The sequence below is a fragment of the Deinococcus sp. genome, assembly GCF_025362455.1.
GTDB lineage: Bacteria > Deinococcota > Deinococci > Deinococcales > Deinococcaceae > Deinococcus.
In genome coordinates this window covers 1-19886 of sequence record NZ_JANYGJ010000003.1, presented here as the reverse complement: position 1 = coordinate 19886, position 19886 = coordinate 1, and the positions used below count along the sequence as shown (strand labels likewise).

21 protein-coding genes and 1 pseudogene are annotated in these 19886 nt (G+C 64.9%); 9 read left to right on the top strand and 13 right to left on the bottom strand.

Annotated features, from left to right (window positions below):
* The 9 genes and pseudogenes from tuf to rplL form a co-directional block, all read left to right on the top strand.
* A pseudogene (tuf, locus tag Q0R23_RS00210) lies at window positions 1-135 on the top strand (elongation factor Tu); the annotation flags it as partial.
* A 312-nt stretch (window positions 136-447) separates the two neighbouring features.
* Complete coding sequence (locus Q0R23_RS00205; RefSeq protein ID WP_293909031.1) at window positions 448-1056, top strand: DinB family protein; 609 nt, start codon at window positions 448-450, stop codon at window positions 1054-1056.
* Between the two features lie 285 nt (window positions 1057-1341).
* Complete coding sequence (rpmG, locus tag Q0R23_RS00200) at window positions 1342-1509, top strand: 50S ribosomal protein L33 (RefSeq protein WP_109826019.1); 168 nt, start codon at window positions 1342-1344, stop codon at window positions 1507-1509.
* Window positions 1510-1579: 70 nt separating this feature from the next.
* The gene (secE, locus tag Q0R23_RS00195; RefSeq protein WP_293909024.1) at window positions 1580-1759 is read left to right on the top strand and encodes a preprotein translocase subunit SecE; all 180 of its coding nucleotides are present in this window, start codon (window positions 1580-1582) and stop codon (window positions 1757-1759) included.
* Window positions 1756-2328 (top strand): transcription termination/antitermination protein NusG, encoded by a 573-nt coding sequence (gene nusG, locus Q0R23_RS00190; RefSeq protein WP_293909022.1) that lies wholly within the window; start codon window positions 1756-1758, stop codon window positions 2326-2328. The genes secE and nusG overlap by 4 nt, the downstream gene beginning before the upstream one ends.
* Window positions 2329-2516: 188 nt before the next feature.
* Window positions 2517-2951 carry a 50S ribosomal protein L11 gene (rplK, locus tag Q0R23_RS00185; RefSeq protein ID WP_293909020.1) on the top strand — a complete coding sequence of 145 codons (435 nt, stop codon included), beginning with the start codon at window positions 2517-2519 and terminating at the stop codon, window positions 2949-2951.
* Window positions 2944-3657, top strand: coding sequence for a 50S ribosomal protein L1 (gene rplA / locus Q0R23_RS00180; protein ID WP_293909018.1), 714 nt, complete (start codon window positions 2944-2946; stop codon window positions 3655-3657). The genes rplK and rplA overlap by 8 nt, the downstream gene beginning before the upstream one ends.
* Window positions 3658-3866: 209 nt before the next feature.
* On the top strand, window positions 3867-4358 hold the full coding sequence (gene rplJ, locus Q0R23_RS00175; RefSeq protein WP_293909016.1) for a 50S ribosomal protein L10: 492 nt from the start codon (window positions 3867-3869) through the stop codon (window positions 4356-4358).
* 164 nt (window positions 4359-4522) lie between these two features.
* The gene (rplL, locus tag Q0R23_RS00170; RefSeq protein WP_293909014.1) at window positions 4523-4885 is read left to right on the top strand and encodes a 50S ribosomal protein L7/L12; all 363 of its coding nucleotides are present in this window, start codon (window positions 4523-4525) and stop codon (window positions 4883-4885) included.
* A gap of 231 nt (window positions 4886-5116) precedes the next feature.
* Here the strand turns inward: rplL and Q0R23_RS00165 are convergent, their stop codons facing one another.
* The 13 genes from Q0R23_RS00165 to Q0R23_RS00100 form a co-directional block, all read right to left on the bottom strand.
* Window positions 5117-6040, bottom strand: coding sequence for a carbohydrate kinase (locus Q0R23_RS00165; protein ID WP_293909012.1), 924 nt, complete (start codon window positions 6038-6040; stop codon window positions 5117-5119).
* Window positions 6041-6274: 234 nt separating this feature from the next.
* On the bottom strand, window positions 6275-7351 hold the full coding sequence (locus Q0R23_RS00155) for a hypothetical protein (protein ID WP_293909010.1): 1077 nt from the start codon (window positions 7349-7351) through the stop codon (window positions 6275-6277).
* Between the two features lie 4 nt (window positions 7352-7355).
* A complete protein-coding gene (locus Q0R23_RS00150) occupies window positions 7356-8768 on the bottom strand; it encodes an NADH-quinone oxidoreductase subunit N (RefSeq protein WP_293909033.1) in 1413 nt (470 codons plus the stop codon).
* A 67-nt stretch (window positions 8769-8835) separates the two neighbouring features.
* A complete protein-coding gene (locus Q0R23_RS00145; RefSeq protein WP_293909008.1) occupies window positions 8836-10263 on the bottom strand; it encodes an NADH-quinone oxidoreductase subunit M in 1428 nt (475 codons plus the stop codon).
* A gap of 97 nt (window positions 10264-10360) precedes the next feature.
* Window positions 10361-12265: an NADH-quinone oxidoreductase subunit L gene (nuoL, locus tag Q0R23_RS00140; protein ID WP_293909006.1), complete on the bottom strand. Its 1905-nt coding sequence runs from the start codon at window positions 12263-12265 to the stop codon at window positions 10361-10363.
* Window positions 12266-12267: 2 nt separating this feature from the next.
* The gene (gene nuoK / locus Q0R23_RS00135; RefSeq protein ID WP_293909004.1) at window positions 12268-12576 is read right to left on the bottom strand and encodes an NADH-quinone oxidoreductase subunit NuoK; all 309 of its coding nucleotides are present in this window, start codon (window positions 12574-12576) and stop codon (window positions 12268-12270) included.
* Between the two features lie 178 nt (window positions 12577-12754).
* On the bottom strand, window positions 12755-13309 hold the full coding sequence (locus tag Q0R23_RS00130) for an NADH-quinone oxidoreductase subunit J (protein ID WP_293909002.1): 555 nt from the start codon (window positions 13307-13309) through the stop codon (window positions 12755-12757).
* A gap of 160 nt (window positions 13310-13469) precedes the next feature.
* Complete coding sequence (nuoI, locus tag Q0R23_RS00125; RefSeq protein ID WP_293909000.1) at window positions 13470-14006, bottom strand: NADH-quinone oxidoreductase subunit NuoI; 537 nt, start codon at window positions 14004-14006, stop codon at window positions 13470-13472.
* A gap of 79 nt (window positions 14007-14085) precedes the next feature.
* Window positions 14086-15270 (bottom strand): NADH-quinone oxidoreductase subunit NuoH, encoded by a 1185-nt coding sequence (gene nuoH, locus Q0R23_RS00120; RefSeq protein WP_293908998.1) that lies wholly within the window; start codon window positions 15268-15270, stop codon window positions 14086-14088.
* Window positions 15270-17486, bottom strand: coding sequence for an NADH-quinone oxidoreductase subunit NuoG (gene nuoG / locus Q0R23_RS00115; protein WP_293908995.1), 2217 nt, complete (start codon window positions 17484-17486; stop codon window positions 15270-15272). The genes nuoH and nuoG overlap by 1 nt, the downstream gene beginning before the upstream one ends.
* 169 nt (window positions 17487-17655) lie before the next feature.
* A complete protein-coding gene (gene nuoF / locus Q0R23_RS00110; RefSeq protein ID WP_293908992.1) occupies window positions 17656-18990 on the bottom strand; it encodes an NADH-quinone oxidoreductase subunit NuoF in 1335 nt (444 codons plus the stop codon).
* Window positions 18987-19622 (bottom strand): NADH-quinone oxidoreductase subunit NuoE, encoded by a 636-nt coding sequence (nuoE, locus tag Q0R23_RS00105; RefSeq protein WP_293908990.1) that lies wholly within the window; start codon window positions 19620-19622, stop codon window positions 18987-18989. The genes nuoF and nuoE overlap by 4 nt, the downstream gene beginning before the upstream one ends.
* Window positions 19603-19886, bottom strand: a 284-nt coding sequence (locus Q0R23_RS00100; RefSeq protein ID WP_293908988.1) for a hypothetical protein, incomplete at its 5' end; no start/stop codon positions are given. The genes nuoE and Q0R23_RS00100, both read right to left, overlap by 20 nt.

Below are 19886 nucleotides of genomic sequence, written 5' to 3'. Positions count from 1 at the left end.
GTGATGCCCGGCGATAACGTGACGTTCACCGTCGAACTCATCAAGCCGATCGCCATGGAAGAGGGTCTGCGCTTCGCCATCCGTGAAGGTGGCCGCACCGTCGGCGCTGGCGTCGTGACCAAGATTCTCGAATAAGCGAGTTGTGGTCGTGAGCGGGCTGCCTACGGGTGGCCCGCTTTTCGCGGTCTGGAGATGGTGCGGTCCTGGGACCGGGAAGCCCTCGGCGGTAGGCACTTCGTCCAGACCGAGCGACGGCGAGATGAACCTGACGGCTTGACCACCATCCACCTCCGGTCTGAACTGCGTACAAGTCGGCCAGCACCTGCTCCCGTTCGTGCTGGAGGACGTTCATAGACCTTCGCCCCGATGAATGACGGCACCGGCCCGACCAGCTTTGGGTCATTTCGTAAGGCCACCGTTATCACAGTTTTGTTATGATTCTCACAGATGACGGCGCTCCTTCCCCTGGCTGCCGCTGCGCTCGCTCTGGAGCGCAGCGGGCAGGCGCTGGCACTGCTGGCCGGAAGCTGGAGCGCCGGAGCTGCCCGCTGGCGTCCTGAGCCTGGGCGCTGGTCGGCGCTGGAAGTCGTCAATCACCTGGCTGACGAGGAAAAGCATGACTTCCGGCTGCGCTTTTGCCTGCTGATCGACTCGCCGCTCTCGGCCTGGCCGCGCACCGATCCGCAGGGCTGGGTCACGCAGCGCGGCTACAACGGGCGCGACCTGCTGACCAGCATCGAGCGCTTCGGCTCCGAGCGGGCCACCTCGCTCTCGCAGCTCCGCGAGATGCCCGAACCCGACTGGAGCACCCGGCGCGGCAGCCTCAGTGCCCTCGACCTGATGGCCTCCTGGCAGGCCCACGACCTGCTGCACCTGCGCCAGCTCTCAGAGCTCCGCTACCTGTGGCTGGAGAGTCAGGACATGAACATCGAGTACGCCGGGGAGTGGCCAGGGCTGGTCCGGCCCAGCGAGCACGGCACCGGTCATGAGCAGGGCCAGCACAAGGAGCAGCAGCTCGCCACCCACCCAGCAGCCGGGGCGCTGGAACCGTCCTGAACAGGCGGCGTCCGGCTGGTCCAGAGCTGTTTTGGCCACAGCGTTGTTTTGGCCACGGCGCTGCCAGGATCCACAGCGCTGCCAGAATAAAGTGGCCCCGGTGGCCGGTCGGTATACTATTTTTCCGGCCCTGGACATCCCGCCTGCCCACGCCCTATACTCGTGGGCGTTGTCTGCCCCACGGCAGGCGTTACCAGTACCCCGCGCAGGTGGCCAAGGCCCTTGCCGGAACCTGGGAGTTCGGGCGAGCTTCAAGCACCGCCCCGGACGAAAAGGAGAAGCACCATGGCCAAGGATGGACCACGCATGATTATCAAGATGGAAAGCACCGCTGGCACGGGCTTTTACTACACCACTACCAAGAACCGCCGCAACACCCAGGCCAAACTCGAACTCAAGAAGTACGATCCGGTGGCTAAGAAGCACGTGCCTTTCAAGGAGAAGAAGGTCTGAACGCGGCGGTGGTCCCTGACAGCGGGCCGCGTCCGAGCAGGCTTTATCCCGCTCTCTTCGAGGTGAGGTCATGAACATCGTGCAGTATTTCAAGGATGCCCGTGGCGAGCTTCAGCGCGTGAGCTGGCCGACCCGCGAGCAGGTGTTCGAGGGCAGCCAGGCGGTGCTCATCTTCGTGGTCGGCCTGACGTTGATCGTCTTCGCCCTGGACTGGACCTTCAGCACCATCATGAAGCAGGTGCTGCGGTGAGTATCGAGTGGTACGCCGTTCACACCTACATCGGCCAGGAAGAACGGGTCGAGAAGACCCTGCTGGAACGCGCCCGCAAGCTGGGTATGCACGGCAGCAAGATCTTCCAGGTGCTCCAGCCCAGCGAGAAGGCCGTCGAGATTCGCGAGGGCGGCAAAAAGGAAACGGTCGAGCGGCTGCTGTTTCCCGGCTACGTCTTCGTGCAGATGGACATCGAGGACGACGACGCGCCAGGCGAACTCGGCGAGAGCTGGGAGACCGTGCGCAACACCCCCGGCGTGACCGGCTTCGTGGGCACCGCCACTTACCCGGTGCCGCTGTCTACGGAAGAAGTGCTGCGGCTGCTCGCCTCGGTGGGCGTGACCCAGCAGCACGAGGAGGCCCCGGCGCCGCGCCTCAAGGCCGATTTCAAATCCGGCGACATGGTGCGCGTCACGGCTGGCCCTTTTGCCGACTTTTCCGGCGTGGTCAGCGAGGTCAACATGGCCCAGGCGAAGGTCAAGGTGCTGGTCAGCATCTTCGGGCGCGAAACCCCCGTCGAGCTGGATTTCTCCCAGATCAGCAAGTAAGTACAGGTCAGCAAGTAAGTACGGGTCAGCAAGTAAGTACGGGTCCAGTAAGCAAACACCGGAGCAATCAAGTCCAGATCAAGTCAAAAAGTTGTTGCCGAAGCCTTTTGTTAACCAATTGACCGGCAGAATTTAGCGTCAGCACCCCAACACGTCCAGGCATGAGCGGGGGAGCTAAGGAGCACACCATGAAGAAAGTTACCGGTATCGTGAAGTTGCAGCTTCCGGCAGGCAAGGCCACCCCGGCCCCGCCCGTCGGCCCGGCGCTCGGCCAGTACGGCGCCAACATCATGCAGTTCACCAAAGAGTTCAACTCGCTGACCGCCGACAAGGGCGACGCGATCATCCCCGTGGAGATCACCATCTACGCGGACCGCAGCTTCACCTTCATCACCAAGACCCCGCCGATGAGCTACCTGATCCGCAAGGCTTCGGGCATCGCCAAGGGCAGCCCGACCCCCAACAAGGCCAAGGTCGGCAAGCTCAACTGGGATCAGGTGCTGGAAATCGCCAAAACCAAGATGCCCGACCTCAACGCCGGGAGCCTGAACGCCGCCGCCAACACCGTGGCGGGCACGGCCCGCAGCATGGGCGTCACCGTCGAGGGAGGCCCCCATGTCTAAGCCCGTTTCTAATTCTAAGCACGGCAAGCGCTACAACGCCCTGGTCGGCAAGGTGGACCGCGACCGGCAGTACAGCATCGACGAGGCCGCCGCGCTGGTCAAGGAACTGGCCACCGCCAAGTTCGACGAGACGGTGGAAGTTCACTTTCGCCTGGGCATCGACCCGCGCAAGAGCGACCAGAACGTGCGCGGCACCGTCGCCCTGCCGCACGGCACGGGCCGCACCGTCCGCATCGCCGTGGTGACCAAGGGCGAGAACGTGGCGCTGGCCGAGGCCGCTGGCGCCGACATCGTGGGCAGCGAGGAACTGATCGAGCGCATCCTGGGCGGCTTCATGGACTTCGACGCCGTGGTGGCGACGCCGGACATGATGGCCCAGGTCGGCCAGAAGCTCGCCCGGCTGCTGGGGCCGCGCGGCCTGCTGCCCAACCCCAAGAGCGGCACCGTCGGCCCCGACGTGGCCGGTATGGTGCGCAGCCTCAAGGCCGGACGCATCGAGTTTCGCAACGACAAGACCGGCGTGGTCCACGCGCCCATCGGCAAGGCCAGCTTCGAGAACGGCAACCTCAGCGCCAACTACCAGGCCCTGATCGCCGCCCTGGAAGGTGCCAAGCCCGCCAGCGCCAAGGGCCAGTACGTTCGCAGCGCCTACCTGAGCAGCACCATGGGACCGAGCATCCCTTTGACGCTGGGCAGCGGCTCGTAACCAAGCACCCCAACCCTCAGCACCCCAACCCTCAGCACCCCGGTGCCTTCAGCACCTGTCCGAAATCGCGGCACCGTAGACAGCGGGAACCTTCGCCGTAAGGTTTAAACCTTCCCGCCGAGTTGTCTGGATGGCCTGAGCGCACCGCGCAGGGTTTTTCAGATGTGAGTTCACAGACCATCTCCATAGGTCTATCAAGGAGGTTTGGAATGCCAAACCAACGCAACCAGGGCATTCTCGCCACGCTGAAAACGTCACTGGACGGGATCGAGACGTTCTTCGTCGTCGATTACCAGGGACTGACGGCGGGTCAGCTCGGCGCCCTGCGCCAGCAGATCATGGAAAAGGGTGGGCAGATGATCGTCGCCAAGAACACCCTGATCCATCTGGCGCTGGGCCAGAACGATTTCAGTGACGCCCTCAAAGGTCCGAGCGCCATCGTGGTCGCCCAGAGCGACCCGGCGGGCGTGGCGAAAGTCTTGAGCACCGCCGCCAAGGCCAACGACAAGGGTATTCCCACCATGAAGGCGGGCTACCTGGAAGGCAAGCGCGTGGACGTGGCCGTCGTGGCCCGCCTGGCCTCGCTGGGCACCCGCGACCAGCTCTACAGCGAACTCGTCGGCGTGCTGGGCAGCCACCAGAGCAGCTTCGTGGGCATTCTGGAAGCCTACAAGACCAAGCTCGAAGAAGCAGCAGCGTAAAGAGGCTTGTGGATCGTGGCTTGTGGCCTGTGGGAACAGACCTGAACGCCTGAGTTCAACTGCTTCTCTTCATCCCTGCCCTTTCCACAAGCTACACACTGCACGCCACAAGCCCCCATCCTCTCCCCCGAATCGACCCGATTCCGTACACAAGGAGCCCCACCATGGCTTTCAACAAAGAGCAGTTTCTCGATGACCTCGCTTCCATCACCCTTCTGGAACTGGCCGACCTGATCGACGCCATCAAGGAGAAGTTCAACGTGACCGCCGCCGTGGCCGTGGCCGGTCCCGCCGCCGCTGGCCCCGTCGCCGAGGAGAAGACCGAGTTCGATGTCGTGCTGATCGACGCGGGCGCCAACAAGATCTCGGTCATCAAGGAGATCCGCGCCATCACCGGCCTGGGCCTCAAGGAAGCCAAGGACCTCTCCGAGAAGGGCGGCGCCCTCAAGGAAGGCATCAACAAGGACGAGGCCGAGAAGCTCAAGGCCCAGCTCGAAGCCGCTGGCGCCAAGGTCGAACTCAAGTAAGTTCCCACGCCGGGAGTGCAGCCCTCAGCCGTAAGGTTGGGGGTTTTTTCGGCTTTTCGTGCGGCCTGTGGAAAAAGGTGGCGGGTGGACGTGCTTGGGGAGGGGTGAGGGGAGTGAGCGCCAGCTCATGCCCTCCCTCTTTCCTCACTCCCCACCCTCCCTCTTTCCCCACTCCCCACCCTCCCACTCTCTCCCCGCGCACCGCCTCCCGCGCCCCAAACTCCACCCTCCTCACGGCAATGCCGCCAGGTCCTGCCTCGTCGGCGCATACGCTCCGGCGTGCGAGCAGGCCACCGCCGCCGCCTGGAGGCCCACGTGCAGGTGATCGGTCCACAGGGCCTGGGGACGCTCGGTGGCGCTGACCAGGATTCCGGCGCACAGGGCGTCGCCCGCACCCACCGTGTCGGCGACCTGCACCGGCACAGTGGGCAGGTCGGTGCGGCTGGTGGCGCCCTGGTACAGACTGGCGCCCAGTGCGCCCCGCGTGATGACGATGGGCGCACGGGCATTCAGGCCGCGCAGGTAGTTCAGGGCGTCGTCCTCGGACTGTCCGGCGAAGAAGAAGGCCAGGTCCTCGTCGCTGAATTTCAGGAAATTGCAGCGGCGCACCACCGCCTCGAAGACCGGCAGGTAGGCCGGATTGCGGTGCAGGATGCGGGCGTTGGGATCGAAGCTGATCTGGGTGCCCGCCGCACGGGCGTTCTCGATCAATCCCAGCAGGGTGTCGGCCAGCGGCCACCGCACCAGGCTGATGCCGCCCACATGCAGCCAGCGGGCCGCGCCCAGCCAGCCGTTGGGCAGATGGCCCGGATCGAAGGCCAGGTCGGCGCTGTTCTCGCCCAGAAAGCGGTAGGCGGGCGGGCTGGCCGAGTACACCACCGCCATCAGGGTCGGCGCCGGAAGCTGCTGGATGAAGCGCGGATCGAGTCCGGCGTCGCGCGAGGCCCGCATCAGGTCGTCGCCGAAGTTGTCCTGGCCCACCGCTCCGGCAAAGGCGCTGGGAAGGCCCAGGCGAGCGCAGGCGCGGGCCACGTTCCAGGCGGCGCCGCCGGGGTGGGCGATCCAGCGGTTAGCGCCGTCGGTGACGAGATCGGTGAGGGCTTCTCCGGCGCTGACGATGAGTGGAAGGTGGGAAGCGCTTTCGGAGGTAGTCATGGTGCTCAGAGTACGCGAAGTGAGGAGGGTTGCAAATGGAGGGGGGCATGGTTCCGGGTCTAGCACACCTCTACCCAGGCGCAAGCGTGGGCATCGTTGCTGTCGATCAGGGTGCCGTCGAGGTCGAGGATGACGGCGCGGAGAGTGGGAATCATGGGATCAAGGGTAGAGGTTGAGAGGCCCGGCGACCTTGCCCAGGTCTTTGGGAACTCACAGGAAAACTTGGATCGATCGCTAATGCTGCTCAAAGTATAAGATGCTCGACGCGGGTTTCGCCGTCAGAAAGTCGCCTCTCATATCCATGATCTCCTTGAAAATTTGCCTCCGCCTCAACACCTCCGCTGCGTATCGGGGATTTTTATAGAGAGCTGGATCAGGAATCGATATGGTGAAGGTGCTCGGACGACCCAACACCAAAACGCCGTCGACAACGGTCTGGAGCAGCCGCTGGCCGAGTCCTTCACTCATATTCAGAGGCGCCTCTGGTGGCCCTTCCAGCACTTCAGCAGCGCTGAGTTTGCCCAACCAGGTGCTGTGCGTCATGATGAGCTGAGGCGCAGGCATCTGTTCAAGCTGTCGAGCTTTTTCCTGAAGATGGCGAGGGAAGCCAAGGTACGGCATCAGCACCGTCACAGAGCCGGGGTAACGCCTCTGGATCTGCTCAATCGCCGTACCAGACGGGTTGAAATTTGATGGGCTCAACCGCGCAACATGACCCAGACCGGCGATCAGCAGCGCCCGCTGGTGCTTGGCAAGAATCTCGCGTTCCACCGTGCGGGCGTAAAAACCGTCCCGATCGACGAATCGGACATAATCTTTGGTTGAATTGATCCTGGTCCAGTCGATAGGCGGGTCGGCCAACACCACCCGCATAGCTGCCTGACCCGCTGGCCGGGCTCGGTTAGCCGCTCGCACAGCCCGGAAGAACCGTTCATAGACGGGAGCATCCCAGACATCCGTCAGCCCTGACTGGGTAGTGTTGCGCCAAATCTGCCGCAGCTCGTCGTCTGGAACGTGGCGCGTGCCCAGCACGAAGGCGTCCGCCACCGCCTGGTATCTGGCATTCCCGAATTCCACCACCACCGCATTGACGTTTCGCCCGAAGCCAGGGTCAGCCACCAGCGCCCGAAAAAAGGCGTGCAGTTCATTGACGCCGTGAACTTCGCCCAGTGCCACCAGCGGCGTGCGATCAAACAGCTTGATTACCGCCTGGATGGTGGCTTGCTGCCTTGCGTCTGGGTTAGATTCGCGGCCTCCGGCGAGCGCCACCGAAAGTAGCGCTGCCAGTGCCAGCGGCCTGAATCTCCTCACTTCCCTACCGTCCGGCCAGCACCGTCCAGATGGCCGGATTGGCGACCCAGCCGTAGGCCAGGTTGGGCAGAATGCCGAGCACGGTCACGCCGACGACAGCCATCGCCACGGCCAGGGTGGTCGGTGCCCGCTCGCCGCTGAACTCGCGGGCGGGGGTCCGGTCCGGCATGAACATCAGCATGGCGGGGCGCAGGTAGTAGACCAGCGCGGCCACGCTACCGATGACAGCGAAGATGGTCATGCCCACGTAGCCCGCCTCGAAGGCCGCCTTGAAGGCCAGGAACTTGCCCATGAAACCCGCGAAGGGTGGCAAGCCCGCCAGCGAGCCCAGGCAGACCGCCAGCGCCACCGCGTAACCGGGATGCCGGTAGAACAGCCCGCGCATGTCCTCGATACTGAAGCCCGATTCGTCGCGTTGCAGCGCACTCACCACAGCCAGCGCCCCGGCGGTCATCAGGGTGTAGACCAGCAGGTAATAGACCAGCGCCGGGCCACCGTTGACCGGATTGGCGACCAGGGTGAGGGCCAGGAAGCCCGTGTGGGCCACCGCCGAGTAGGCCAGCAGCCGCTTGAAGTTGGTCTGGAAGAGGGCTGCGAAGTTGCCGATGAGCAGCGTGGCGATGACCAGCACCTGCATCACGCCTGCCCAGGCCGGAACGTTTTGCAGCGCCCCGCCGAAGACCCGCAGCATCCCCGCGAAGGCCGCCACTTTAACGACGGTGCTCAGAAACAGGCTGACGCTGGTGGGCGCCCCGCCGTAGACGTCCGGGGTCCACTGGTGAAAGGGGGCCAGCGCGACCTTGAACCCGAAGCCGCAGAGTGCGAGCAGCGAGCCGACGACCAGCAGCCCGACGTTCTGCACCGCCAGCCCGGCGGTCGCTTCCCGAATCGCCAGGTCATTGAAGGTGCCGGTGGCGCCGTAGATCAGCGCGATGCCGTAGATCAGCGTGGCGCTGCCCACCGCGCCGAGCAGGAAGTATTTCATGCCCGCCTCCTCGGCGCGGCGGCTGTCCTGGAGGGTGACGATCACGTAGCCGGACAGGCTCATGACCTCCAGCCCGATCAGCATGGTGATCAGGTCGCCGGAAAAGGCGATCAGCAGCGTGCCGGTCACGGCGTACATCAGCATGGCGTCGAATTCGGGAAAGGCCAGCCGCGCCCGCGAGGCGCTGCCCAGCGAGACCAGCAGCGTCATGACCGAGCCGAGCAGAATCACCAGCCCGATGGCCAGCGCCACATTGTCGGCCTGGAGGCTGCCCGCGAAGGCACTCAGGCCCTGGTCCCAGAGGGTCACCATGCTGGCGCCCGACAGAATCAGCGCGACCAGGCTGACCAGCGTGACGGTGCGGCGCGGCACATAAAAGCCCAGCAGCGTGGCCGCGATGGCGCCCAGCAGGCAGATCAGGATGGGCAGCATGGGGGCCAGCGAAACATCGGGAAAAACGAGGGCAGGGTTCACAGGGGGCTCCTAGAGAGGTTAACCATTACGACCCGCTCCCCAGGCCGCTCATGACCGCCCGGACCACCGGCTGCACCAGGTTCAGGGCCGGGCCGCTGTAGATGCCGAAGAAGAGGGCGACGGCAATCGGGGCGCCCAGCACCAGCCAGTCGAGGTTGCGCAGGTCGTGGGCGATGACGGCGCCTGCCGGACGCATCTGCCAGTAGGTCGTCTGGTAGGCGCTCAGGGCGTAGGCGGCGGCGGCGATGGTGCTCAGGCCCGCGAAGAAGGCCAGCCAGGGCGAGACCTGATAGGCGCCCAGCAGAATGCTGAACTCGCCGATGAAGCCCGCCATGCCCGGCACCGCGATGGACGCGAACCACAGCGTCATGGTCAGACCGCTGAGCGCCCCCGCCTGGGTCATCAGGCCACCGACTCTGGTGCTGAGGCTGCCGACCCGCTCCTGAAGCATGCCCGTCGCCAGGAACAGCGCGCCGGTATAGACGTTCTGGAAGGCCAGCAAAAACAGCGCGCCGATCATGGCCGTCTCGTTGAGCGAGAAGATGCCTAGACCGACTAAGCCCATGTGCGACAGGCCCGCGTAGGCCAGCAGCCGTTTCCAGTCGGTTTGAGAGAAGGCGATCCAGGCGGCATATAACGCGGTAAACGCCGCCAGCGCCATCAGGATGGGCCGCAACTCCAGCATGGCGTCGGGGAACAGGACCAGGGCGAAGCGGAACAGGCCGTAGGCGCCCACCTTGTACAGCGTGCCCATCACGTCCGCCACGCCGCTGTCGTGGTTCTGGGCGTGGAAATCGGGCAGCCAGGCGTGCAGCGGAAACAGCGGCAGCTTGACCGCCATCGCCGCCAGGAAGCCCAGGAACAGCCAGGTCTGGACCGGACCCGTCACCGGATGCGCCTGCAAGTCAGCGAGCGCAAAGGTCGGGCTGCCGCCGTAGAACTTCAGGCCGATGATGCTGATGAGCATAAACAGGCTGCCCAGCAGGGTGTAGGCCGCGAACTTGACCAGCGCGGGCATCCGCTGCGACTTGCCGTAGATGGCCAGCATCAGCAGCGCGGGAATCAGGGCGTCCTCGAAAAACACGTAGAACAACACCAGATCGCGGGCGGCGAAGATGCCCAGCAGCCCGGTCTCCATCATCAGGATCAGCGAGAGCATGGTGCCGGGCTTGGGGACGCGCTTGCCCGCGTAGATCACCGCGATCAGCGACATGAAGGCCGTCACTAACCCCAGCAGCAGGCTCACGCCGTCCATCTGCACGCTGTAGGTGACGCCGAGTGCGGAGATCCAGGGAATGCTGAAGTAGCTCAGCCCGCCCACCGACCACGACCACAGGCCGCCCGCCAGCGTCAGGCCTGCCGCCGCGCCCGCGAACTCCTCGCGCCAGCGGACCGGCACCAGGAAGATCAGCAAGCTGGCGAGCACCGGGAGGAAGATGAAGAAGTGGATCATGCTTGCGCCTCCGGCGCGGCGTGTGGCGCGTGGCTTGTGGCTTGTGGGCAAGGCGGGAGTGGGGAGTGGGGAGTGGGAAGTGGGGAGGGATAGGGACTCACAGGCCGCCGCCGATGGCTTGCAAGGCCCAGTAGCCGACGATCAGGGCCGTGCCGATGAGCATGCTCAGGGCGTAGGCGCGCACAAAACCGCTCTGCCAGAGGGTCACCAGCCAGCCGGGCGCCCCGGTGTTGGTGGCCACGGCGGTCATCCCCGCGTCCACGCCGTTGTCGAAGGCGTCCAGGCCGCGTGAGATGACCTTGCTGCCGTCACCGACCACCGAGCGGTAGAGCGTGTCGAGGTACAGCGCCTGGGTACTGACGTTGCCAAGCGGGCCGTTCTGGAGCGCACCCCGGCGGTGATCGGCGTAGGCCCAGGCCAGGCCCAGCAGGGCCGCCGAGACGGCGACGGCGGTAATGAGCCATTCGGTGCTGACCGGCAATTCGTGAACCTCTACCGGCAGGACTTTGCCCAGGAAGTCATCCAGGATGTGTCCGCCGCCCAGAAAGCCCGGCACATTCAGGAAGCCGCCGAGGGTCGCCCCCGCCGCCAGCACCGCCAGCGGGAGGCTCAGGAGGGGATCGCCGTCGTGGGGATGCGCCGCCGGGTCGCCCCGGAATTCGCCGCGCCACACCAGAAAGTACCATCTACCCATGTAGAAGGCGGTCAGGAAAGCCACACCCAGCCCGATCAGGTACAGCGGCGTGTTCTGGGTAAAGGCGGCGGCCAGGATGCCGTCTTTGGAAAAAAAACCCGCGAAGATGGGAATGCCCGAAATCGCCAGCACGCCGATCAGCGAAACGGCGTGGGTCAGTTTCATGGACTTCGCCAGGCCGCCCATCTTCCGCACGTCCTGTTCCTCGTGGAGCGCATGGATGACGGCGCCCGCCGCCAGAAACAGCAGCGCCTTGAAGAAGGCGTGGGTGAGCAGGTGAAAGACCGCCGCCGTGTAGCTGTGCAGCCCGACGGCCAGAAACATGTAGCCGAGCTGCGAAACGGTGGAATACGCCAGAATTTTCTTGATGTCGGTCTGGTTCAGCGCCGACAGGGCGCCGTAGAGCGCGGTGAGTCCACCGGCCCAGGCGACCCACAGCGAGGCGCCGGGCGCCAAGTCGTAGAAGAAGTGGCTGCGGGCAATTAAATACACGCCCGCCGTGACCATCGTCGCCGCGTGGATCAGCGCCGAGACCGGCGTAGGTCCAGCCATCGCGTCCGGCAGCCAGGTGGTGAGCGGCAACTGGCCGGACTTGCCCACCGCGCCGACCAGCAAAAACAGGCAGATCAGTTCCGGCAGGGCGCGGGTGGTCGCCGCCAGGGTGCCTTCCTGCGCCATCAGTTCGGGAATCACCAGCGTGCCGAACACCTTGTAGATCAGGAACATGCCCAGCATGAAGCCCAGGTCGCCGACGCGGTTCATGATGAACGCTTTGCGGGCCGCGTTGGAGTTGGTGACGCCCTCGGCGGCGCTGTGGTCCCCGTGTCCGGCGAACCAGAAGCCGATCAGCAGGTAGCTGGCGGTGCCCACGCCCTCCCAGCCGACGAACATCAGCGGGTAGGAGTCGGCCAGCACCAGAATCAGCATCATCGCCACGAAGAAGTTCAGGAAGGCGAAGAAGCGGGTGAACCGGGCGTCGTGGCGCATGTAGCTGATGGAATAGACGTGAATCAGGAAGCCGACGCCGGTAATGATGAGCGTCATCAGCGAGGACAGTTGATCGAGGTAGAAGCCGACGCTCAAATTTGAAGGCCCGTTCGTGCCCAGCGCCATGTTCGGTAGCCAGGTCCACAGCGTTTCGTGCGCAGGTGCGTCTAATCCAAAGAAACGCAGCAGGGCGACGACGAAGGCCGCGCCGACGATGCCGGAGCCGAGCCAGCCGCCGGAGCTGCCGGGCAGGAAGCGGCCCCCGCAGATGAGGAGAACGAAGCCGATCAGTGGAAGGAGGGGGAGCCAGTAGAGAGGCACAGTTAACCTTTGAGGGACGCCAGATCGTCCACGTTGGTGGTTTCGCGTTTGCGGAAGATGGCGACGATGATGGCCAGCCCGATAGCGACCTCAGCCGCCGCCAGCGTCATGACGATGAACACCGCCGTCTGGCCGGTCAGGTCGCCCCAGGCGCGGGCGAAGGCCACCAGCGACAGATTCGCGGCGTTCAGCATCAGCTCGACGGACAGAAAGACCAGCACGGCGGTCCGGCGCGTCAGCACGCCGATCATGCCCAGCGCGAAGAGGATGCCCGATAAGGCGACGTAGTAGGAGGTTGGGGCGGTGTCCATTACGCTGCCGCCTTGTTGGGAAGTGGGAGGTGGGAAGTGGGGAGTGGGAACAGATGAAGGGGATGGGGCGTTGATTGGGGTGCAGTGGGCATGCGGTTGTGGGCAGGAACGACGCCAAGATCAAGCGCCGTTCCTACTGCCCACTCCCCACTTCCCACTCCCCAAACGCAGAAAGCGTTCACGCCACCTCTCCTTCCAGCGCCGCACTGGCCGCCTTGGTTTCCGGGTCGGTCTGCACGGCGGGGCGCTGCACCAGGGCCACCGAGCCGACCACCGCGACCAGCAGCAGGATGCTGACGGCCTCGAAGGGCAACAGAAATTTGGTCAGCAGGGTCTCGCCCACCGCCCCCGGAGCGCCGTTTCGCAGCGCCGCCACGCCCTCGGCCATCGGGCGCGGGTCTTTGTAGGTGAACGCCAGGATGGCGAAGGCGCCCGCCAGGATGACCCCACCCACTCCGGCCAGCGGCGCGATGAACGGCAGCGGGTTGGCGTCTTCGACAGGCCGGTTGGCATCGAGCAGCATGATGACGAAGAGAAACAGCACCATCACGGCGCCCGCGTAGACGATGACCTGGGTGGCCGCCAGAAACGAGGCGTTGAGGGTCGCGTACAGCCCCGCCACACTGATGAGCGTGCCCACCAGCCCCAGCGAGGCGTGAACGGCGTTGCGGGCCGAGATGGTCAGGATGCCGCCCGCGATGGTCAGCAGCGCCAGCACGAGAAAGGTAATCAACGGAAACCCCCGAACAAGGATAGAAACTCATGTAGACAGCGTTGACGCCGCACGGTAGCCCCCTGACCCCGCTGCTTCGCAGCGCCCCTCTCCCGCAAGGGGCGAGGGGTCAAATCTTCAAATACAATCTTCTGCACTGCACCACTGCAATGTCCGCTCCTCACTCGTACTTCACACCCTCAAGTTCAGGGCGCACGCCGCCGGGGACGGTGAATCCGGTTCGGACCGGCTTGCCCTTCTGGGCGGCCTCGCGGCGCTGGGGAATGCTGCCGCTCACCCCCACCAGCATGTCTTCCTTGGCGTAGACAAAATCGCGGTAGCGGTAGTCGGCCATCTCGAACTCGTTACCCATGACCACCGCTCCGGTGGGGCAGGCTTCCTCGCACATGCCGCAGAAGATGCAGCGCAGCATATTGATCTCGTAGACGCTGGCGTAGCGCTCGCCGGGCGAGGTCGGGTGGGCCGGGTCGTTCTCGGCGGCCTCCACGTAGATGGCGTAAGCCGGGCAAGCGGCGGCGCAGAGTGAACACCCGATGCACTTCTCCAGGCCAGTGCCGGGGTGCCGGGTCAGGATGTGGCGGCCCCGGAAACGCGGCTTGACGCTGGCCCGCTGCTCCGGGTAGCTGACCGTGACGGGTTTGGTAAACATCTTGCCGAGCGTGACGCCCATGCCTTTGGCGAGTTCAAGAACGCCCATGTGAAACCTCCGAGGCGGGGACGAGTGGGGCGGGGTCAAGGGGCAGCACGGTGAGCGGCAGCAGCGCGAGCAACAACATTCAGTCGCCTCCCAGCGAGCGCGGGGCGGCTCTAGTCGGGCCAGCGTCGGGGCGGTGGGTCGGGGTATTCCACAGCGAGCGTACCCTATCGCTCATGACGAACAGCAGCAGCACGCACAGCAGGCTGAACACTCCCAGCGGCCACAACCCCAGCCCGCGCAGGTAGGCCAGGTAAAAGCCGGTGAACAGCGTGTTGAACAGCGCGATGGGAAACAGCAACTTCCAGCCGAAACGCATCAGTTGATCGTAGCGCAGCCGGGGCAAAGTGGCCCGGACCCAGATGAACACGAACAGGAAAACGGCAATCTTGAGAATCAGCCAGATGAACGGCCAGTTGCTGATACCGGGGATCAGGCCGTCCAAGAAGACCGGACCCTTGTAGCCGCCGAAGAACAGCGTACTCATCAGCGCCGAGGCGGTAATCATGTTGACGTACTCGGCCATCTGAAAGAGTGCCCACTTGATCGCGGAATACTCGGTCAGGTAGCCCGCCACCAGCTCCTGCTCGGCTTCGGGCAGGTCGAAGGGCGTGCGGTTGGTCTCGGCAAAACTGCTGATCAGAAACGTGACGAAGGCCAGCGACTGAAACAGGATCATCCAGCCGCTGCTGGCCTGAAAGCCCACGATGTCCTGAAACGAGGCGCTGCCGACCAGCATCAGCAGGCCCAGGATGCTCAGGCCCATGCCGAGTTCGTAGCTGATGAGCTGCGCCGAACTCCGCAGGCCACCCAGCAGCGGGTACTTGCTTCCACTGGCCCAGCCACCCAGGAAGATGCCGTAGACGCCCATACTGGTCAACGCCAGCAGGCCGATGACGCCCACATCGAGGTTATAGACCCAGGGATCGAGGCCGAAAAAGCTGCCCGCCGGACCTGCCGGAATGCCCCCGAAGGCGCTCAGGGCGGCGGTAATGGCGATCAGTGGGGCCAGGGTGTAGACCAGTTGGTCAGCCATGGTAATTCGCAGATCTTCCTTGAAGATGCTCTTCACGGCGTCGGCCAGCGGTTGCAGCAGGCCCATCGGCCCGACCCTATTTGGCCCCAGGCGAATCTGCATGCGGGCCAGCAGGCGGCGCTCCACCAGGGTCATGTAGGCGAAGGTGGTCAGCAGCGCCAGCGCCACCAGCACGCCCTTGAGGACGGTCCACAGGAAGTCGATGACCCAGGGCGTCAGAATGCCCTTCATCAGTCGTCACCGCCCGCGAAGGTGGTTTTTGGAGCAGGCACAGTGGTGCCCGGTACGACCGGCAGCTCGATCATGCCGCCGATCTGGGGCAACTCGGAATCCGGCCTGTTTGAATTGGGAAAATCGGCGCGTTTCATGCCCCACTTCCAGAGCTTGGGGATGTACTTGGGCGCCGCCGCCTCGTAGCGCTGGCCCAGCGGGGTCCGCAGGCCGTGAATGGGCAGCTCGGTCACGTCCAGGCCGAGCCGTTCCCCAAGCAGGCTCTGGGCACCGCGAATGCCGCGCACGCTCGTCTTGAGGTCCAGCGCCTCGGCGATAAGGGCCAGGGCACGGATCAAATCGCCGGACTCGCCGTTTTTCAGGGCAGCGGGGCGCAGCGGCAGCAGGCGGCCCTCCAGATTGACCGTCGTGCCGCGCTTTTCGTAATTGCTCAGCGCGGGCAGCACCACGTCGGCCTGCCTGGCAGTGGCCGTCAGATGCGTGTCGTGGACGATCAGGAAGTCGGGCTTATCCGTTCCAGTCGCCAACGGGTCAAGACGGCTGACGAGCGCGGCTTGAGTTCCAGCGAACTTTTCAAAGCTCAGGCCACCACTTCGCGGCACCAGGTTCAGCGCCGACAATCCGCGTGAGTTGGCTCCGGCGGGCAGCGCCAGCACGCGGGTATTCGTGCGGAGGCTGAACGCCTGGAGGGCGCTCCGGCTGGCGGTATCCAGACTGGCGAGCGCTTCCGCACCGAGAATCAGGATGGAGTGCTCACCCTTACTCAGCAGCTCGGCGGCGCCCTGCACGGCGGGATGGTTGGAGGTGCCGGTCAGTCCGGCCAGCGCACTCTTCGCGTCCAGCTCGGCGTAGATTCCGGCGTGCTCCATCAGGCGATTGGGTGTAGACGCCAGCACGGCCAGGCGCTCACGCTTGCGGGCGGGGCGCTCGACGAGGCGCAGGTCAGCAATAGCAGTGCCGTGATTGAACTCGGCAGGCAGCAGCCCACCGCGCAACATCTCCAGAATGCGGAGTTCGAGCACCGGGGCTTCCTCGGCCAGATCGGCACCGAGGACCACCACCGCGTCCGCCTGGGCGATCTCGGTCAGGGTCGGAAACACGCCGCCGTAGCCCGGCTGGCGCGGCCAGTGGTCGATGCTGGAGAGTCCGGTCAGGCCCGCGAAGGCTTCGGCGGCCACGCCCTCTTCCAGCGTGGAATCGGCGCTGAAGTAGACGGCCAGCTCGCGGGCGTCCAGCTCAGCCATGCCGCGTTTGATGGCCTCCACCGCCTGATCGTCGGTGACGGGCACCAGCACGCCGTCCTCGTTGCGGATCAGCGGGGTGGTCAGGCGCGACTCGGAGGCGAACACATGCCCGAAGCGTCCGGCGTCGCAGATCCAGGCTTCGTTGACCTCGCGGTTTTCACCGGCCACGATGCGCTCCAATCTTCCGTTGCGGGCGTCCACGGTGATCGAGCAGCCGACCGGACAGAGCGTACAGGTCGTGGACGTGTGATCGTACTCCCAGTTGCGGCCCCGGAAGCGGGCCACGTTGTCAAGGAGCGCCCCTACCGGGCAGATGTCGGTGATGTTGCCCGAAAAGCCGTCGGGCAGGCCGCCCTCCGCCGTGTCGATGAAGGTGTGGCCGCCGCGCTCGATGAAGTCGAGAACTTCCTGGCCGGGCACCTCCTCGAAGTAGCGCACGCAGCGTTTGCAGTGAATGCAGCGCTCCTGATCGAGAATGACGTTCTCGGAGAGCGGGTAGTGCTTCTCGGCGTGGCGGCGCTCGAAACCGAAGCGGCTCTCGCCGTAGCCGTACTCGAAGGCGCGGTCCTGCAACTCGCACGCTCCGCCCTTGTCGCAGGTCGGGCAATCGAGCGGGTGGTTGAGCAGGTGGAACTCCATCATCCCCGCCTGCGACTTGCCGACCACCTCGCTGCTGGCCGCCGTGCGGATGTGCATGCCCTCGGTGGCGAGCATGGTGCAGGCGGCCATCGGCTTGGGAAACCAGAAGATTTTCGGCATGGCAGCGTCGCCCTCGCCGTCCATAATGAAGCTGCCGTCGGGGTTCTTGCGCGGGCTGCCGGATTCGACCAGGCACATCCGGCAGGCGCCCACCGGGCTGAGGTACGGGTGGGCACAGAAATAAGGCACGTCCTGACCGGCCTGGAACACCGCGTCGATGGCGGAGGTTCCGGCGGGCAGTTCGAGTGTGAGGCCGTCTACGGTGACTTTCATGGGGTGGCCTCCGGCCTTCGGGGAGTGGGATGTGGGCAGTAGGGAGTGGGGAAAGAGGCTTGTGGCTTGTGGCGTGCAGCGTGTGGAAAGGGCGAAGGAAGGAGAGTGGTGTTCAGGCCCTTGCTCTGGCCGTTCCCACTGCCCACTCCCCACTCCCTACTTCCACCCCTCATGCGTCCTTCCACCGCTTCCGCGCCGGGTACATCGCTACGCCGGTGTTCGCCAGCGCGTCGTATTCCTCGCGAAACAGCTTGATGCTGCTGAGCACCGGCCCCAGGCAGGCGTCGGCCAGGGCACAGAACGAGCGTCCGCCGATGTTGTCGGACATGTCGAGGATCAGTTGCACGTCGCCGGGCTGACCCTGGCCGCGCACCTGCTTTTCATACATCCGGACCATCCAGCCAGAGATGCCCTCGCGGCAGGGCGTGCATTTGCCGCAGGATTCGTGGGCGTAGAAGCGCACCAGGTTCCAGGTGGCGCTGACGATGCAATCTTTGCGGGGAATCAAGGTGACGCCGCCGGTGCCCAGCATCGAGCCCGCCGCCGCGATGGCCTCGTAGTCCATGCCAGTGTCGAGCACGGCGTCGGTGAACGGCATCATCGGGCAACTGCTGCCGCCGGGGATGATGGCCTTGATCTCCTCGGTGGGGCCGCCCGCCCAGTCGTAGATCAGCTCGCGGAAGGTGGTGCCCAGCGGCAGTTCGTAGACGCCAGGCCGCAGCACAGCCCCCGAAATCTGGAACAGCTTCATGCCCTTACTCTTCTCGGTGCCCATACCCGCGTGCCACTCCCAGCCGTACTTGAGAATCTGGGTGGCGGCGCAGAACGTCTCGACGTTGTTGATGGTGGTCGGCAGACCGTACAGCCCCGCCGCTGCTGGAAACGGCGGCTTGAGGCGCGGATTGGCCCGCAGACCCTCCAGCGAGTTCATCAGCGCGGTTTCCTCGCCGCAGATGTAGGCGCCCGCGCCCCGGTGAACCTGGAGGTCGAAGTCGAAGCCGCTGCCCAGGATGTTTTTGCCCAGGAACCCGGCCTCGCGGGCGGCATGGATGGCCTCCCAGATGCGCTCGGCGGCCTTGACGTACTCGCCCCGAATGTAGATGTAGCCGACGGAGGCCCGCATGGCAAAGCCCGCGATGAGCATGCCCTCGATGAGCTGGTGCGGGTCTTCGGACAATAAGTAACGGTCCTTGAAGCTGCCCGGCTCGGACTCGTCGGCGTTGCAGATGACGATGTGCGGCTTGCCGTCGTTCAGCGGCATGAACGACCATTTCAGGCCGGTGGCGAAGCCCGCGCCGCCGCGCCCGCGCAGGCCGGACTTCTTCATCTCGTCGATCACCGCGTCGTTGCCGATGGCGAAGGCCCGCTGCACCGCCTGATAGCCGCCTGCGAGCAGGTAACTGCTCAGCGTCCAGCTTTCCGGCTGCCCGACGCTGGCGTAGAGGGTGGGTGCAAAGCGGGGGTCTTTGCCGCTGGTGATGGGCCGGGGTGGGGCGATGGTCATACGGAGCCTCCGGAAGATGCAGATTTGGGTTTCGTGGACAGCGGATACAGACTGTCGGTGTTGGCGCCCACGGCCTCGCCGGTCGCCAGGAACTGCCTGCCGTCAGCGTCTACTACAACGGGCACCGGATGATCGGTTTCGGGGGCGCTTCCGGCCCGCATGGCGGCGATCAGCGAATCACAGCGGGCACGGGTGACACCCTCGTAATAGCCCTCGTCGTTCAGTTGCAGCATCGGCGCCGTGCCGCAACTGCCCAGGCACTCGACCCTCTGGACGCTGAAGCCGTCAGCGGTAACTTCGCCAGGCTGCACGTCCAACGTCTCGGTCAGGTGGTCCCACAGTTCGTCGGACCCGGCCAGGGCGCACATCAGCGTCGAGCAGACCTGGAGGTGGAAGCGGCCCGTGGGCATGGTGTGGTACGTCGAGTAAAAGCTCAGCACGCTGCGGACCTCGGTGGCCGTCGTGCCGATCAGGGCGGCGACCTCGGCCATGTGCGGCTCGGACACGAAGCCGTGAGCATTTTGAATCTCGCGCAGCAGCGGCATCAGCGCCGAGCGTTTGCCTTGCGGCGAGGACGGATAGCGGGCCAAAATCTCGGCCACCAGGGATTGTTTATCGTCGAAGTACAGCACCGTCGCCTCCTGAGGAAAGTAGTCGAATCTGTTTGAACGCCGCCAGGGCAAGGGAAATTCCCAGCGTTAAGGGAATGAGAAGCCAGAAGTCGTCGCTGGGATCCTCGCGGGCCATGACGGCCAGAATTGCCAGGCTGAGCAGCGCGTCGAGGATACCGAGAGTCAGGAACACAGTGCAGACCGTGCGCCAGGTCGGGCTCAGCCGGGCACGGGCGAAGGTGGAGACGAGGAGGGCGATGCAGGCCGCCGCGCCGAAGCTGCTCA

Coding starts and splice junctions, on each gene's coding strand:
- Q0R23_RS00205 (WP_293909031.1), top strand. CDS start 448: ATGACGGCGCTCCTTCCCCTGGCTGCCGCTGCGCTCGCTCTGGAGCGC.
- rpmG (WP_109826019.1), top strand. CDS start 1,342: ATGGCCAAGGATGGACCACGCATGATTATCAAGATGGAAAGCACCGCT.
- secE (WP_293909024.1), top strand. CDS start 1,580: ATGAACATCGTGCAGTATTTCAAGGATGCCCGTGGCGAGCTTCAGCGC.
- rplK (WP_293909020.1), top strand. CDS start 2,517: ATGAAGAAAGTTACCGGTATCGTGAAGTTGCAGCTTCCGGCAGGCAAG.
- rplA (WP_293909018.1), top strand. CDS start 2,944: ATGTCTAAGCCCGTTTCTAATTCTAAGCACGGCAAGCGCTACAACGCC.
- rplJ (WP_293909016.1), top strand. CDS start 3,867: ATGCCAAACCAACGCAACCAGGGCATTCTCGCCACGCTGAAAACGTCA.
- rplL (WP_293909014.1), top strand. CDS start 4,523: ATGGCTTTCAACAAAGAGCAGTTTCTCGATGACCTCGCTTCCATCACC.
- Q0R23_RS00165 (WP_293909012.1), bottom strand. CDS start 6,040: ATGACTACCTCCGAAAGCGCTTCCCACCTTCCACTCATCGTCAGCGCC.
- Q0R23_RS00150 (WP_293909033.1), bottom strand. CDS start 8,768: ATGCTGCCCATCCTGATCTGCCTGCTGGGCGCCATCGCGGCCACGCTG.
- Q0R23_RS00145 (WP_293909008.1), bottom strand. CDS start 10,263: ATGATCCACTTCTTCATCTTCCTCCCGGTGCTCGCCAGCTTGCTGATC.
- nuoK (WP_293909004.1), bottom strand. CDS start 12,576: ATGGACACCGCCCCAACCTCCTACTACGTCGCCTTATCGGGCATCCTC.
- nuoI (WP_293909000.1), bottom strand. CDS start 14,006: ATGGGCGTTCTTGAACTCGCCAAAGGCATGGGCGTCACGCTCGGCAAG.
- nuoH (WP_293908998.1), bottom strand. CDS start 15,270: ATGAAGGGCATTCTGACGCCCTGGGTCATCGACTTCCTGTGGACCGTC.
- nuoG (WP_293908995.1), bottom strand. CDS start 17,486: ATGAAAGTCACCGTAGACGGCCTCACACTCGAACTGCCCGCCGGAACC.
- nuoF (WP_293908992.1), bottom strand. CDS start 18,990: ATGACCATCGCCCCACCCCGGCCCATCACCAGCGGCAAAGACCCCCGC.